The organism is Streptomyces sp. TSRI0107 (genome assembly GCF_001905845.1).
Taxonomy (GTDB): Bacteria; Actinomycetota; Actinomycetes; order Streptomycetales; family Streptomycetaceae; genus Streptomyces.
The window spans coordinates 117001-131094 of sequence record NZ_LIVZ01000002.1 but is presented as its reverse complement, the minus strand read 5'-3'; the positions used below and the strand labels follow the sequence as shown (position 1 = coordinate 131094).

Genomic DNA, 14094 nt, shown 5'->3' with positions numbered 1-14094 from the left:
ATGAGACGTGTGTACGCCGTCCTCCTCGCCGCCTGCCTGAGCCTGATAGGCGCCCTCGCCACCGCCGGCCCCGCCCAGGCCGCACCCCAGGTGATCAGCAACGGCATACAGTTCACCGACATCTCCGGCGATCCCGTGCATGCCCACGGCGGCGGCATCATCAAGGTCGGCTCCTACTACTACTGGTTCGGCGAGCACCGCAACGCCGACAACACCTTCCGCTACGTCGACGCCTACCGCTCCACCGACCTGAAGAACTGGGAGTTCCGCAACCACGTCCTGACCCAGTCCACCCACCCCGAGCTGGCGGTCGCCAACATCGAACGGCCGAAGGTGATGTACAACGCCGCCACCGGCAAGTTCGTGATGTGGATGCACAAGGAGAACGGCTCCGACTACGGCGAGGCCCGCGCCGCCGTCGCCGTCTCCGACACCGTCGACGGCGACTACGCCTGGCGGGGCAGCTTCCGCCCGCTCGGGCAGCACATGTCCCGGGACATCACCGTCTTCGTGGACACCGACGGCACCGGCTACATGGTCTCCGCCGCCCGCGAGAACTACGATCTGCACATCTACCGGCTCACCGCCGACTACACCGGCGTCGCGAGCCTGGTCGCCAACCCGTGGCCGGGCGGCCACCGCGAGGCACCCGCCCTCTTCAAGCGGGGCGGCGTCTACTTCATGCTCACCTCGGGCGCGACCGGCTGGAACCCCAACCAGCAGCAGTACGCCACGGCCACCAGCCTCGCCGGGCCCTGGTCGTCGATGGCCAATGTGGGAGATGCAACCGCCTACGGATCGCAGACTGCATACGTTCTACCGTTGCAGGAATCCACGGCCACGTCCTACCTCTACCTCGGCGACCGCTGGGGCAACTCCTTCGGCGGCACGGTCGGCGACTCCCGCTACGTCTGGCTTCCCCTGACCTTCCCGACCGCCACCTCGATGTCCATGTCCTGGACCCCGGAGGTCACCGTCGACACGGCCGCCGGAACGGTCACGGGAACCGGCGCCGCCTACCAGACGCTCGTCGCCCGGCACTCCGGCCGGTGCGCGGACGTCACCAGCCAGTCCCAGTGGGCCGGTGCGCAGATCAAGCAGTACGACTGCAACGGCGGCAACAACCAGAAGTACTGGCTCAAGTCCGTCGGCGGCGGCTACTACCAGCTGGCCGCCCGGCACAGCTCCCTGTGCGTGCAGGAGAACGCGAGCACGGTCACCCAGGAGAACTGCGCCGGCTCGGCGACGAGCCAGCAGTGGTCGCTGACCACCACCGGCTCCTACGTCACCGTCAGATCCCGCGCGACGGGCGAATGCCTCGACGTGAACGGCGGGTCCACCGCCAACGGCGCCGCGACCATCACGTACGCCTGCAACGGCGGCACCAACCAGCAGTGGACGCGCGGAAACTGACATGACCGGCGTCGCCCCGGCGAGGGTCAGGCCAGCAGGTCGATAGCGTCGATCGCCGTGCCGGCACTGAGATAGGAGGTGGTCCCCGAACCGCTCACCACGTTGATCTTCAGCGTGTTGTACTGGCCGGTGTCCGTGAGCCAGGCACTCGCCGGGACGCTGTAGGTGAACGTGTGGTTGTTCCCCCGGTACGAGCCGTTGGTCAGCGACCGCGTGTTCGGCTGGGTGGGCGGTGAGGGGATCGCCGACGTCCAGGTGTCGTTGACCACGACCTGCGGCCGGCCGTTGGCGTAGGCCGTCGTCACCCCGATGCGCAGGGTGTGCGCGGCGGCGGCCTGGGCGGCGGTCAGCCGGAAGTAGACGACGATGCCGTTGTTGACGTCCTTCCAGAGGTAGCAGGGGAAGGCCGAGGTCTCCGTGCCGCTGCCGATGACGACGTTGCCGGTCCAGGGGGCCGCCCGGACGTCCGAGGGATGCGCGTACGTCATCAGGTCCGCGTTCTTGAAGCCCTTCGGCGTGCCGGTCCAGTCACCGATGCGCCAGATGACGCTCGCGTTGGCGGGGTCGTTCGTCGACGGTATGGCGATGGTGTTGAGGGTGGTCGTCGCCCCGGCGGACACCGTCACCTGTGTACTGTATACAGCCAACTCGTCTTTGTAGACAGTCAGCGTGTATGCCCCCGGCAGTACACCGGCGACGGAGAAGTAGCCGTCCGAGGCCCGCGCCGCTCCCCAGTACTGTGCCGCCGCGTTGGCGAGCCCCACCGTGTACGGATGCGCGGTGTTCCGGCCCGTGATCCCGACGCCGGCCACCCGCCCCCGGCCGCTCGCCCCGACGTACCCGGAGATGCCGAGCGAATCCGCCCACGGGGTGGTGAGCGTGCCCGGGAACAGCGAGGCGGAGGGCGCGCCGCCGTCCGTGAGGGCGATGACGTACGGGCCCTGGAGGCCGAAGCGCTGGGCCTCGGTCTGGTTCTGGCCGTAGTACAGGATCTCGTACAGGCCGCCGCCGTCGGCGCTCTGGTGCCGCAGCAGGGAGCGGTAGAACGGCCCGCCGGACGCCTTCTCGTGGTTGCTGCGTACGATCCACAGGCCCACGCCGCCGCCGGTCCAGCCGACGTAGTCGTAGTCCATGACCCGCAGCTTCGAGTAGTGCTTGGAGCGGGTCTGGCCGTCGGACTTGGCGAACACGTCCGAGGCCTCGATGGCGGTCGGTGCGTAGGTGTACGAGTCGGGCTCGTCGTTGAGGAAGAGGCCCGCCTTGACGCGCAGGATGAAGCGGGTCGCCGAGACGGAGTCGTCGGCCTTGTCGGTCCACAGGTAGATGTTGTTCTCGCCGCTGCGGGCCGCGTAGTAGTGCCGCAGCGTGCCGTACGCGACCGAGATCAGGATGGTCGAGCCGGACTGCCGGATCGTCACCGCGGAGCTGCCGAGGCCGGACTCGATGTGCGAGTTCTTGCCGCCGTAGCCCTGGTACTCGGTGCCCCGGTAGACCAGCGACGTCAGGTCGCCGTTGGACTTGCTGACCTTGAAGACCAGTTGGGCGCCGGTGTCGACGACGTAGTTCGCGCCGTCGTCGCTCCAGCCGAAGGCCGCGGCGGACGCGGAGCCGGCCAGCGGGCCCCCGAGGGCCGCCGTGCCGGCGGCGGCCGCGGCGCCGAGGACGAGGCTGCGGCGTCCGACCGGTCGGTTCGCGGATCCGGGCATGGGGATGCCTCCTTCGGGAGGTGAGGGGGGTGCGGGTGACTGGCAGGGTGACAGTTGAATCGTTTTCGCGAAAGGCCTTTCACAGAGCCGGAACTGTGAGTTGTGCAAAAACTGCCTGAGGGCTAGAAAGCGCTTGCCAAGCGCGGTACGGTCCACCGCCAGACCCGTCGTCCGTGATCGAGGAGCCGGAAGTGAGACGTTTCAGCATCGCCGCGCTGGTGGTGGCGACCCTGGGGACCGTACTGTCCGCGGTGCCCGCCCACGCGGGGGACGCCCAGGCCGGGAACGCCGAGGTCCCCGCCGCGTCGTCGCTCGGACCGGAGAACTGCACCGCCGACGCCTGCCACTTCGACGTCCCGCCCGGCACGTACGACGTGAAGGTCCTCCTCGGCGGCGACACGGCGTCCAGCACTCGCATCGGCGGCGAGACCCGGCGTGCCCTGCTCCCCGAGACCGCCGCGCCGGCCGGGGAGCGCGTCGCCCGCAGCTTCACGGTGAACGTCCGCATCCCGGAGGGTGAGCCCACCGGTCCGGCCGGCACGCCGGGCCTCGACCTCGTCATCGGCGGCGCGGCCCCCGCCCTCGCCGACATCCGCGTCACCCCCGCGCGGCACACCCGGCAGATATTCCTCGTCGGCGACTCCACGGTCTGCGACCAGCCCGGCGACCCGTACGCCGGCTGGGGCCAGCAGCTGCCGCAGTACCTGCGCAAGGGCCTGTCCGTCGCCAACTACGCCGACTCCGGCGAAAGCACGGTCAGCTTCCTGCAGAACCCTCAGCTCTGGGCCACCGTCCAGCCGCAGATCCGGCGCGGCGACCTGGTCCTGATCCAGCTCGCCCACAACGACAAGACGACCGACGAGGCCACCTACCGGGCCAACCTCGAAGCGCTGGTGGCCGGTGTCCGCGACAAGGGCGGTGAGCCGGTGCTCGTCACCCCGATCGTGCGCCGCTGGTTCAACGCCGACGGCACCCTGAACAACAACACCGCCTTGCTCGTCAACGGCCTCGGCGTCGACCACCCGGCCGTCGTCCGCTCCGTCGCCACGGCTGAGGAGGTGCCGCTGATCGACCTCACGGCGAAGACGAAGGCGGTCGTGGAATCGCTGGGCGTCGAGGCGTCCAAGGCGCTGTACCTCTACAACGAGAAGCGCGACAACACCCACACCTCCGTACACGGCGCCACGGTCTACGCGGAACTGGTGCGCGACGAACTCCTAGCCCAGCACCTGGTACCGCGCGGCCTGGTCCGCGCGGGTTGAGCCCCTGGGGCGCCCCGACCGGAACTGGGGCGCCCCAGGTCAGTCAGTCCGAGGAAGTCCCGGTCCCGTCCATGCGGCGGTCGGCAGCTCCCGCCTCGACCAGCACACCGTGGACGACGAAGAGGCCACCGTGCCAGGTGAGCAGGGTCGCCGCGCCACCGCCGCAGAACACCAGGAGCGGGCTGATCCGCGAACCCCGTGGTCGAGCAGGAGATCACGGGGCTGCTTCAGGACGTTGGTACTCTCCGCACCTGTGTTCGAGGCTGGGGGAGTAGGTAATCGTGGGAGCAGGGACGTCGAGTCCTCCGAGACCCTGGTCGAGAGGAATCGGCTTCGGCGCCCTCTTCGGAGGGCTGACCGCAGTGGTGTCCGTCGCCGCTGTCGGCAGGGCGTGGGCCGCCTGTGACGTCGGGGGCGGTGCGGCGGCGAACGGCATGACACTGCTGTTTCTCGCCCCGCTCATCTGGGTCGCCGCCGCGGTTCCGTGGGTGATCCTGTACGGCACTCTCGGCAGACGCCACCGACGGGCCGCACCGGCCGCCGGGATCGTCTTCACTCTGTGGTTCACCTGGTTCCTCGTGACGTGGCTCGGCATGCCGGACTCCTATCCCGCGCCTCTGTGCCCGGGAAACGTCCCGCCGTGGTGGCCGGGCTTCCTCCCTGCGTGAGCACGGAGCGAGGCACCCACCTGCGAAATCGAGGCCCGGAAGGCCCGGATGGCCCGGATGGCCCGGAGAGAAGACTGGCAAGAGGACCGGAAAGAAGACTGCCAAGAAGACCGGCAAGAAGACCGGAAAGAGGACTGATGCAGCTGCCTTCCGAAGACCGCACCCTCAGCCCGTACACCGGCCTCACCCGTGCCCACTGGGAGGCGGCAGCCGACGCGCTGCTCGCGGCGGTGGAGCCGTACGCCACCGAGGACTTCGCGCTCTACCACCTCCCCGGCGGCCGGGAGAGCTGGTCCGGTCGTCTTTCCGACGGTCTGGAGGGGTACGCCCGTACGTTGCTGCTGGCGGCCTTCCACCGTGACGAGACGACGCTGCAGCGCTACGCCGACGGGCTCGCGGCCGGCGCCGCGGGTGTCTGGCCCCGTGTCGAGAGCCGGACCCAGCCGCTGGTCGAGGCCGCGTCTATCGCGCTCGCGCTGCGGCTGACGAGGCCGTTGCTGTGGGACCGGCTGGACGACGGGGTGCGGCAGCGGGCGGCGGACTGGCTCGCGGACGCGCTCACCGCCGAGGCGTGGCCCTGCAACTGGGAGTTGTTCCCGGTGACCGTCGGAGGCTTCCTCCAGGAGATCGGCCACGAGACGGCGGCGTCCCGGGCGGCGATCGACCGAGGGCTGGAGCGCATCGAGAAGTGGTATGTCGGCGACGGCTGGTATACAGACGGCGACGGCCGGAAGTTCGACTACTACAACGGCTGGGCGATGCACCTGTATCCAGTCCTCCACGCATGGTTGGCGGGCGACGGTGAACTGTCGGCTGTATACGGTCGACGGTTGTCGGAACACCTCGCCGACTACGCCCGCCTGTTCGCCGCCGACGGCGCCCCCCTCCACCAGGGCCGCTCCCTCACCTACCGCTTCGCCACCACCGCGCCCCTCTGGCTCGGCGCGCTGACAGGCCACACCCCGCTCCCGCCCGGCGAGACCCGGCGCCTGGCCTCCGGCGCCCTGAAGTACTTCCTCGACCGGGGCGCCGTCGACGAGCGCGGCCTGCTCACCCTCGGCTGGCACGGCCCCGACGAGTCCGTGCTGCAGAACTACTCCGGTCCCGCCTCCCCCTACTGGGCGAGCAAGGGTTTCCTCGGCCTGCTCCTCCCGCCGGACCACCCCGTCTGGACGGCCGTGGAGGAGCCGGGTCCGGCGGAGCGCGAGGACGCCGTCACCCCGGTCGGCCCGCCCAACTGGCTGCTGCAGTCGACGCGTTCGGACGGGCTGGTCCGGCTCCACAACCACGGCAGTGAGGACGTCCGCTACGACCCGTACTACACCCGCCTCGCCTACTCGACGGCCACCCGGCCCGACCCGTCGTACGACAACAGCGTGATCGTCGGCGGCGACGCGAGCCGTGCGGACATCGTGCCGCTGGGTGTCGGCGACGGCTGGGTCGCCTCCCGGCACTCGGCGGGCGGGGGAGCGCGGGTGACCAGCGTCGTGCTCGCGCACGGGGCCGCCGAGCTGCGGGCGCACCTGGTGACGGGAGCCGCCCCCGGTACGCCGGTACGGGTCACCGGGTGGGCGGCGCGGGACGGCGTTCGCGCCGAACTGCTTCCCTTGCACGGGCTGTCCGACACGGCGACCGGCGTCACCGCCGACGACGGCACGCTGTTCGTCGCCCTCGCCCGCCTCACCGGCGAACCGGACCCTGAGCCGCTTGCCGAGTCGGTGAGCGTGGCGGTGGACGCCGGCAGCGGGGTGCTGGAGGTCCGCTGGAGCGCGGGTCCCGCGCTGCGGGTCCGCCTGGACGCCGACGGGGTGGACGTGCGGCCGGTGTGAGCGGGGCGGTCCGGACCCCGGACCCCGGCACCGCAGCCGCAGTCGCACACCTCATCCGGCTCCGTTTGGTCACCGGTCGCTGCCGGCCGTTGCGCGGAGGACTCGGACGCGGAGCTCACCGTGATCCTTGACTTCCTCCACCACTCCGGGCACATCCAACGGGAGTCCACCCACGTCCTCAAGGGAGAGGAGTGACGGTCGGAAAGTCGGACCGGGACCGGGCGGAAGCCCGTCAGCGCCGGGACGTTTCGGCGGTCGCCGAACGGACTCGCCTCTACCGTTCCCCGTATGACCGCCTTCGCCGACCTCCACCGCGCCGGGAACCCGCTTCTCCTGCCCAACGCCTGGGACCACGCCTCGGCCCGGCTGTTCGCCGGGCTGGGATTCCCCGCGATCGCCACGACGAGTCTCGGGGTCGCGGCGGCGGCCGGGCTGCCGGACGGCAGAGCGGCCACGCGCGACGAGACCCTGCGCCTCACCCTTGCCCTCGGCGCGGAAAACTTCCTGCTGTCGGTCGACGCGGAGGACGGCTTCGGGGAAGTCCCGGAGGAGGTGGGGGAGTTCGCGCGGGAGCTGGCCGTGGTGGGTGCCGTGGGGATCAACCTGGAGGACGGCCTGGGCTCGCCCGCCCTGCACGCCGAGAAGATCGCGGCGGTGAAGTCCGCGGCCCCCGGCCTGTTCGTCAACGCCCGCACGGACACGTACTGGCTGGGCGACGGCGAGGGCACTTCGCGCCGCCTGGAGGCCTACCGGGAGGCGGGCGCCGACGGCGTGTTCGTGCCCGGCCTGACCGACCCCGCCGAGATCGCCGCCCTGGTCCGCGACCTCGACGGCATCCCCCTCAACATCCTCTACTCGCCCGCCGGCCCCTCCGTCCCCCACCTCGCCGACCTGGGCGTCCGCCGGATCAGCCTCGGCTCCCTGCTCTACCGGCAGGCGCTCGGCGCGGCCGTGGACGCGCTCACGCAGATCCGCGCGGGGCGCGCGCCGGGCGGCACGGTGCCGTCGTACGACGAGGTACGGGCGCTGGCGACCGGCCCTTCAACGCGCCGCTGACCGTGGCCGGCGGGACGCTGACCATGGCCGAAGGGGGCGCTGACCATGCTCACGCGGGGGAGTCACCCCTCTGCTCAATCACCTCCCCGCCTCACCCACCTCCCCGCCGTCCTCCTCACCCGGCCAGTGCGTCAGAGCCGTGTGCAGGGCGTCGACGGCACGATCCCAGGACCGCTGTACGTCACGGGGGGCACCGAAGCCGCCGCCCGCCTCCAGGACGCAGTAGCCGTGGAAGGTGGCGCGGAGCAGGCGTACGGCGTCGGTGAGGTCGGGTTCCTCCAGGCCGTAGGCGCGCAGCATGCCGTAGGTGATCTCGGCGGTGCGGCGCAGGGCGGGGGAGTCGGCGACGAGGGACTGGTCGACGCGGGTCTGGGTGGCGGCGTAGCGGCCCGGGTGTTGCAGGGCGTACGCCCGGTAGGCGCCCGCGAACGCGGTCAGCGCGTCCTTGCCGGCGCGTCCGGCGACGGCCGCCGCGATGCGGTCGATCAGCTCGCCGCCGGCCCGGAGCGCCATCCGGGTGCGCAGGTCCTGGAGATTCCTGACGTGCGAGTAGAGACTCGCGTCCTTCACTCCGAACCGGCGTGCCAGCCCGGACAGCGTCACGTTCTCGAACCCGGCCTCGTCGGCGAGTTCGACAGCGGCGGTGACGAGACGGTCCGCGGTGAGACCGGCACGGGGCATGGGGGCCTCCCTGACACGAACCTGGGGTTTCCAGGCCGCAGGCTAGTGGAATTAGGTACCGGTTTCAGTCGACCGGCGCGTACGGCACCACCCGGCAGTCGGGAAAGCTGTCAACGGCGTGGCGAGCGGCCGTGCTTGGGACTTCTGTTGCTCACCCCCGAGTCGTTCAACATTCATCTTCTGCCTTGATCCTCCTCACGCGACGCGGCAGCGCCGCAGAAGGCGGCCGCGCACACGCCGCGGCATCGAGGAGGCACACCATGGGGCACGCCCACCACCACGGCCACGGGCATCACCACCATCACCACGAGCACGACCACACGCACGACAACACGCACGACCACGCGGCCCTGCCCGCCGCCTTCGACACCTCCGTGCCCGACGAGGCCCTGACCCCCGAACAGCACTCCCGCCGCTCGCTGCTGCGCCGCGCCGGACTGCTCGGCGCGGGCCTCGCCGCCGCGAGCGTCCTCACCCCGCAGGCACCCGCGTACGCCGCCCCCGGCGGACGCAAGCGGGACGGCTTCCTGTGGCTCGCGGGCGACCACCACATCCACACCCAGTACAGCAGCGACGGCAAGTACCGCGTCGTCGACCAGGTCCGTCAGGGCGCCCGGCACGGCATGGACTGGCTGGTCATCACCGACCACGGCAGCGCCACCCACGCCAAGATCGGCGTCGAGAAGGTCAACCCGGACATCAAGGAGGCCCGGGCCGCGTTCGAGGACACCCTCGTCTTCCAGGGCCTGGAGTGGAACATCCCGGCCGCCGAGCACGGCACCGTCTTCGTCCACCCCGGCAAGAACGAGGTCGCCGTCCTCAAGCAGTTCGAGACCGACTACGACGGCAGCGTCAAGGGCGCGACCGACTCCACGCCCGCCAACGAGGCCCTCGCCGTCGCCGGTCTGGCCTTCCTCGGCGAGCAGGTCCGCCGCCGCAAGGTCAAGGACGCCCTGATGCTCGCCAACCACCCCGCGCGGCGCGGCGTCGACTCCCCGCACGAGATCCGCGCCTGGCGCGACGCCACCTCCGCCGAGCACCGGATCGCCGTCGGCTTCGAGGGCGCCCCCGGCCACCAGGCCGCCGGCCTGCCCGCCCCGCTCGGCATGGCCCGCGCCCGCGGCATCTACGACAACAACCCCGGCGCCAACTCCTTCGCCGGCTACCCGCCGGAGTCGTACCGCACCTGGGGCGGCTTCGACTGGATGACCGCCACCGTCGGCGGCCTGTGGGACAGCCTCCTCGCCGAGGGCAAGCCCTGGTGGATCACCGCCAACTCCGACTCCCACCAGGTCTACGGCGACACCGCCGTCCGCGGCCCCGGCGGCGACTTCAACGCCAACGGCCGCTATGAGGACCCCGTCTACGGCGGCAAGATCGACGTCACCCAGGGCGACTACTGGCCCGGCCAGTACAGCCGCACCCACGTCGGCGCCGACGGCTTCTCCTACGCCGCCGTCATGGACGGCATCCGCGCCGGCCGCATCTGGGTCGACCACGGCCGGCTGATCAGCGCCCTCGACGCCCGGGTCGCCGGCGGCGGCCGCTGGGCCACCCTCGGCGGCGCCCTGCACGTCAAGAAGGGCACCCGGGTCACCCTCACCGTGGACGTGGCCCTCGCCGGCGGCCCCAACTGGGCCGGATTCGTGCCCAGTCTCGCCCGCGTCGACGTCATCCAGGGCGACGTCACCGGCGAGGTGAAGGACAAGGACACCTTCACCGCCCCCACCGCCAAGGTCGTCAAGTCGTACGAGGTGAACAAGTCGACCGGCACGGTCCGCCTCACCTACGACCTCGGCCGCGTCGACCGCCCGGTCTACGTCCGGCTGCGCGGCACCGACGGCAACCGCACCGCCGTCGGCGCGATGGGCGCCGCCGTCGACCCGGCGGGCCCCGCCCTCGACGTCGTCGGCGACGCCGACCCGTGGCTCGACCTGTGGTTCTACTCCAACCCGGTGTGGGTCCTGCCGTCGTGACCACGCCGTACGTCCTCACCGTGGACGCGGGCCTGAAGGACCTGCGCGCAGCCGATCACCTGCTGCTGGAACTGGCGGCCGAACTCGCCCTCCCCGAGGGCGCGTTCGGCTGCACGCACCTGCTGCGGGGCGACCGGCCGCGCGTCGCCCTCTCCCTCACCACGTCCGTGGAAGGCTGCCGTGAGCGGCTGATCGCCGAGGGGTACGAGGTGAAGGGCGGCGCCCCCGACGCGGTGGGCCGCGCGGTCCTCTACCCGGGCGCCGCCCACCTCACCGGCACGCTGACGGTCGGCGAACTGCTGTCCCGCTCCGCGATCGACGCCGTGACGGTGCTGGGCGCGGCCGGGACACCGGACCCGGCGACCCCGCTGGTCACCCGCGACCACGTACGGCCCCAGTGGCTCCAGGGCCGACTGGTCCTGACCGCCATGCCCGCGGCGGGCGGCCGGCTCACCCCGTTCGAGGTCCCCGACCCCACGCCGTGCTGCGCCGACCACTGAACCGTTCCCGTCGGACCGAGCGGACCGAGCGGACCGAGCGGACCGTGCGGACCGTTCGGACTGTGTGGGCCGGTGGGGCTCCGCGGACGCCGCGACCGGCCGGTACCACCCCGAGTGGTGCCGGCCGGTCGGCGTCGGCTCAGCCGTTCGCCTCGAAGACGAAGGAGAACGTCGCGGGCTCGGCCCGCAGGTGGTACTGGGGGAGCGCGCCCGGGCCGCAGGACTGCGAGCCGATGCCCATCTGACCGTGGTCGAGGTTGACCCACACCGTGTCGCCGGGGACGAGATCCGTCAGGTGCCCGGCGGCGTCCAGCTGTTCGCTGGTCCAGCGGCGGGCGCTGAACCAGAACGCCGGGTCGCCCTCGACGCGCAGGCCGCCCAGTTCCGCCCAGCGGACGTCGGCGCGGGCGCCGTTCTCCTGCGGACGGACGTAAGGCGTCTGCAGATCGTCTACAGTCGACCGCCAACGGCCGATTGTCGACGCCATCCTGCTGTCCGGATACGCCTCACCGGGCCCGCCACCGAACCACGACACCTCGTCCGCGCCCGCCAGCCCGAACCGGATACCGAGCCGCGGCAACGGCACCGCCCAGTCGCCCTCGGGTGTCACCGAGACGGTGAGCTTCAGCCGGCGGCCGTCCGACGTCCAGCGGTATACAGTCCGCAGTCCGACGTCGACGGCGGCCGGCGCCACCCGGGTCCGCACGGTCAGCGCCTCGTCCGTCACGTCGACCGCGTCGAGGCGATGCCGCATCCGGTGCAGTCCCAGCTCGCGCCACAGCAGCCCGTAGCGGGCGTCCGGCTGCCAGGGCGCCCCGTTGTCGTTGTCGGTCGGCGCCCGCCACACGTCCAGGCGTAGATCCGTCACGTCCACGCCGCCGACGGTCCGCAGGGCGCCGGTGCGCGCGTCGAAGGCGGCCGGGCCGAGACGCACCAGCCCCCCGCTCACCGCCGGCCGCTCACTCGCCGTCACCGACGGCGCCACCCGGTTCGTGACGGGGAGCTGGCCCCACGCCACCACATGGCCCTTCGGCCCCCACGCGGTGGCCTCCGCCAGCAGCGCCCGCACCGTCCACCCGGTCTCGGCACCGGCCGGCGCGGGGCCCGGCTGCGGCAGCTTGACCTCCGCCGACTCGCCCGGCGCGAGCGCCGGCACCGGCAGCGGGCCGGCGTCGACCGTCTCGCCGTCCACCTGGTACGACCACTCGAAGGCGAGCGCGGACAGGTCCGCGAAGTCGTGCCGGTTGGTGACGCGGACGGTGCCGCCCGCGCCGTCGCCCTCGATCCGGACCGGCTCGATCACCTTCTTGAACTCGACCAGGCCGGGCGACGGCCGCCGGTCGGGGAAGACGAGCCCGTCGCAGACGAAGTTGCCGTCGTGGAGCTCCTCGCCGAAGTCACCGCCGTAGGCGAAGCCCAGCTCCGGGTGGGCGATGCCGTGGTCGATCCACTCCCAGACGAAGCCTCCCTGGAGCCGGTCGTACGACTCGAAAAGCCGCTGGTAGTCGGCGAGTCCGCCCGGTCCGTTGCCCATGGCGTGCGCGTACTCGCACAGGATGAAGGGCATGTCGCGCCGCTTGAGCGTGCCGCCGTCCAGGCCGCGGCCGATCCGCTCGACCTCGTCGTGGAAGGCGTACATCCGGGAGTAGACGTCGGTGTCCCGGCAGTCGATGTCGCCCTCGTAGTGCAGCGGCCGGGAACCGTCCCGGCCGCGGATCCACTCCGCCATCGCGGTGAGGCCGCGCCCGGTGCCCGCCTCGTTGCCGAGGGACCAGATCACCACCGACGGGTGGTTCTTGTCCCGTTCCACCATGCGGGCGGCGCGGTCCAGCAGGGCCGGGGTCCAGCGGTCGTCGTCGACGGGGTTGTCCCGCCAGGACTGCTCGACGAAACCGTGCGTCTCCAGGTCGCACTCGTCGATCACCCACAGCCCGTACTCGTCGCAGAGGTCGAGGAAGGCCGGGTGCGGCGGGTAGTGCGAGGTGCGCACGGCGTTGACGTTGTGCCGCTTCATCAGCAGCACGTCCTCGCGCATGGTCGCCGGGTCCAGGGCGCGGCCCCGCTCGGGGTGCCACTCGTGCCGGTTGACGCCCTTGAACAGCACCGGCGTGCCGTTGACCTTGATCAGGCCGTCCTCCAGGGCGACGGTCCGGAAGCCGATCCGCAGCGGCACCCGCTCGCCCGGCGTGGCCAGTACCCCGTCGTAGAGCCGGGGTGTCTCGGCCGTCCACGGTTCCACGGGGACCGTCACCGGCTCGCCGGTCGCGATGTCGACGCCCAGCTCCGGCACGGTGACCCGGCCGGCGACCTCCGAGTCGACGCGCAGGGTGCCCGCGCCGGTCGCATGGTCGTAGGAGGCGTGCACGAAGAAGTCGCCCGCGGCGCCCGCCGGGCGGTGCAGCAGGGTGACGTCCCGGAAGATGCCCGGCAGCCACCACTGGTCCTGGTCCTCCAGATAGGAGCCGGACGACCACTGGTGGACACGGACCGCCAGTACATTGCCTACAGTCTTCAGCAGACCGCCGACCGTGAACTCGTGCGGCAACCGGGACCCCTTGAACTCGCCCAGCTCCGTGCCGTTCAGCCAGACCCGGGCGCAGGACTCCACCCCGTCGAAGCGCAGCACCGCGTCCCCGTCCGCCGGCCAGTCGGCGGGCAGGTCGAAGACGCGCAGATGGTCGCCGGTGGGGTTCTCGGTCGGGACGTGCGGCGGGTCGACCGGGAACGGGTAGAGGTGGTTCGTGTAGACGGGTGCGCCGTGGCCCTGGAGGACCCAGTGGCCCGGCACCGTGACCTCCGCCCAGTCCCCGGCGTCGTACCCGGGCCCGGCGAACGAGTCGTCCTCGGCGTCCGCCGTCGCGGACAGCCGGAAGCGCCAACGGCCGTTCAGACTGAGGGATGCGGCGTCGGAGGACGCGTACCAGGAGCGGGGCGGAAGGGTTCCGCGGCCCGGGGAGACGTCCTCGACGTGGTCGGCGGCGGGGGTGGTGCGGACAGACATCG

At 71.7% G+C, this 14094-nt stretch carries 10 protein-coding genes; 7 read left to right on the top strand and 3 right to left on the bottom strand.

Annotated elements, in window-relative coordinates:
* Complete coding sequence (locus tag AMK31_RS04775) at positions 1-1413, top strand: RICIN domain-containing protein (protein ID WP_073939100.1); 1413 nt, start codon at positions 1-3, stop codon at positions 1411-1413.
* A 26-nt stretch (positions 1414-1439) separates the two neighbouring features.
* On the opposite strand, the gene AMK31_RS04770 is transcribed toward AMK31_RS04775, so the two are convergent.
* On the bottom strand, positions 1440-3119 hold the full coding sequence (locus tag AMK31_RS04770) for a rhamnogalacturonan lyase B N-terminal domain-containing protein (protein WP_073939099.1): 1680 nt from the start codon (positions 3117-3119) through the stop codon (positions 1440-1442).
* A gap of 191 nt (positions 3120-3310) precedes the next feature.
* On the opposite strand from AMK31_RS04770, the gene AMK31_RS04765 reads away from it, so the two are divergent.
* The 4 genes from AMK31_RS04765 to AMK31_RS04750 all read left to right on the top strand — a co-directional run bounded on the left by AMK31_RS04765 (position 3311) and on the right by AMK31_RS04750 (position 7934).
* Complete coding sequence (locus tag AMK31_RS04765) at positions 3311-4381, top strand: rhamnogalacturonan acetylesterase (protein ID WP_073939098.1); 1071 nt, start codon at positions 3311-3313, stop codon at positions 4379-4381.
* Between the two features lie 434 nt (positions 4382-4815).
* Positions 4816-5049, top strand: a complete 234-nt coding sequence (locus tag AMK31_RS41290; RefSeq protein WP_241842533.1) for a hypothetical protein — start codon at positions 4816-4818, stop codon at positions 5047-5049.
* Positions 5050-5186: 137 nt separating this feature from the next.
* A complete protein-coding gene (locus AMK31_RS04755; RefSeq protein WP_073939096.1) occupies positions 5187-6878 on the top strand; it encodes a DUF2264 domain-containing protein in 1692 nt (563 codons plus the stop codon).
* A gap of 288 nt (positions 6879-7166) precedes the next feature.
* Positions 7167-7934 carry an isocitrate lyase/PEP mutase family protein gene (locus AMK31_RS04750; protein WP_073939095.1) on the top strand — a complete coding sequence of 256 codons (768 nt, stop codon included), beginning with the start codon at positions 7167-7169 and terminating at the stop codon, positions 7932-7934.
* 78 nt (positions 7935-8012) lie between these two features.
* On the opposite strand, the gene AMK31_RS04745 is transcribed toward AMK31_RS04750, so the two are convergent.
* Positions 8013-8615, bottom strand: a complete 603-nt coding sequence (locus AMK31_RS04745) for a TetR/AcrR family transcriptional regulator (RefSeq protein ID WP_073939094.1) — start codon at positions 8613-8615, stop codon at positions 8013-8015.
* Positions 8616-8875: 260 nt separating this feature from the next.
* On the opposite strand from AMK31_RS04745, the gene AMK31_RS04740 reads away from it, so the two are divergent.
* Positions 8876-10591: a PHP domain-containing protein gene (locus AMK31_RS04740; RefSeq protein WP_073939093.1), complete on the top strand. Its 1716-nt coding sequence runs from the start codon at positions 8876-8878 to the stop codon at positions 10589-10591.
* A complete protein-coding gene (locus AMK31_RS04735; protein ID WP_073939092.1) occupies positions 10588-11091 on the top strand; it encodes a hypothetical protein in 504 nt (167 codons plus the stop codon). Before AMK31_RS04740 ends, AMK31_RS04735 begins: the two co-directional genes overlap by 4 nt.
* Before the next feature lie 139 nt (positions 11092-11230).
* On the opposite strand, the gene AMK31_RS04730 is transcribed toward AMK31_RS04735, so the two are convergent.
* Positions 11231-14092 carry a glycoside hydrolase family 2 TIM barrel-domain containing protein gene (locus tag AMK31_RS04730; RefSeq protein ID WP_073939091.1) on the bottom strand — a complete coding sequence of 954 codons (2862 nt, stop codon included), beginning with the start codon at positions 14090-14092 and terminating at the stop codon, positions 11231-11233.
* Between the last annotated feature and the right edge of the window lie 2 nt (positions 14093-14094).

Coding starts and splice junctions, on each gene's coding strand:
- AMK31_RS04775 (WP_073939100.1), top strand. CDS start 1: ATGAGACGTGTGTACGCCGTCCTCCTCGCCGCCTGCCTGAGCCTGATA.
- AMK31_RS04770 (WP_073939099.1), bottom strand. CDS start 3,119: ATGCCCGGATCCGCGAACCGACCGGTCGGACGCCGCAGCCTCGTCCTC.
- AMK31_RS41290 (WP_241842533.1), top strand. CDS start 4,816: ATGACACTGCTGTTTCTCGCCCCGCTCATCTGGGTCGCCGCCGCGGTT.
- AMK31_RS04755 (WP_073939096.1), top strand. CDS start 5,187: ATGCAGCTGCCTTCCGAAGACCGCACCCTCAGCCCGTACACCGGCCTC.
- AMK31_RS04750 (WP_073939095.1), top strand. CDS start 7,167: ATGACCGCCTTCGCCGACCTCCACCGCGCCGGGAACCCGCTTCTCCTG.
- AMK31_RS04745 (WP_073939094.1), bottom strand. CDS start 8,615: ATGCCCCGTGCCGGTCTCACCGCGGACCGTCTCGTCACCGCCGCTGTC.
- AMK31_RS04740 (WP_073939093.1), top strand. CDS start 8,876: ATGGGGCACGCCCACCACCACGGCCACGGGCATCACCACCATCACCAC.
- AMK31_RS04730 (WP_073939091.1), bottom strand. CDS start 14,092: ATGTCTGTCCGCACCACCCCCGCCGCCGACCACGTCGAGGACGTCTCC.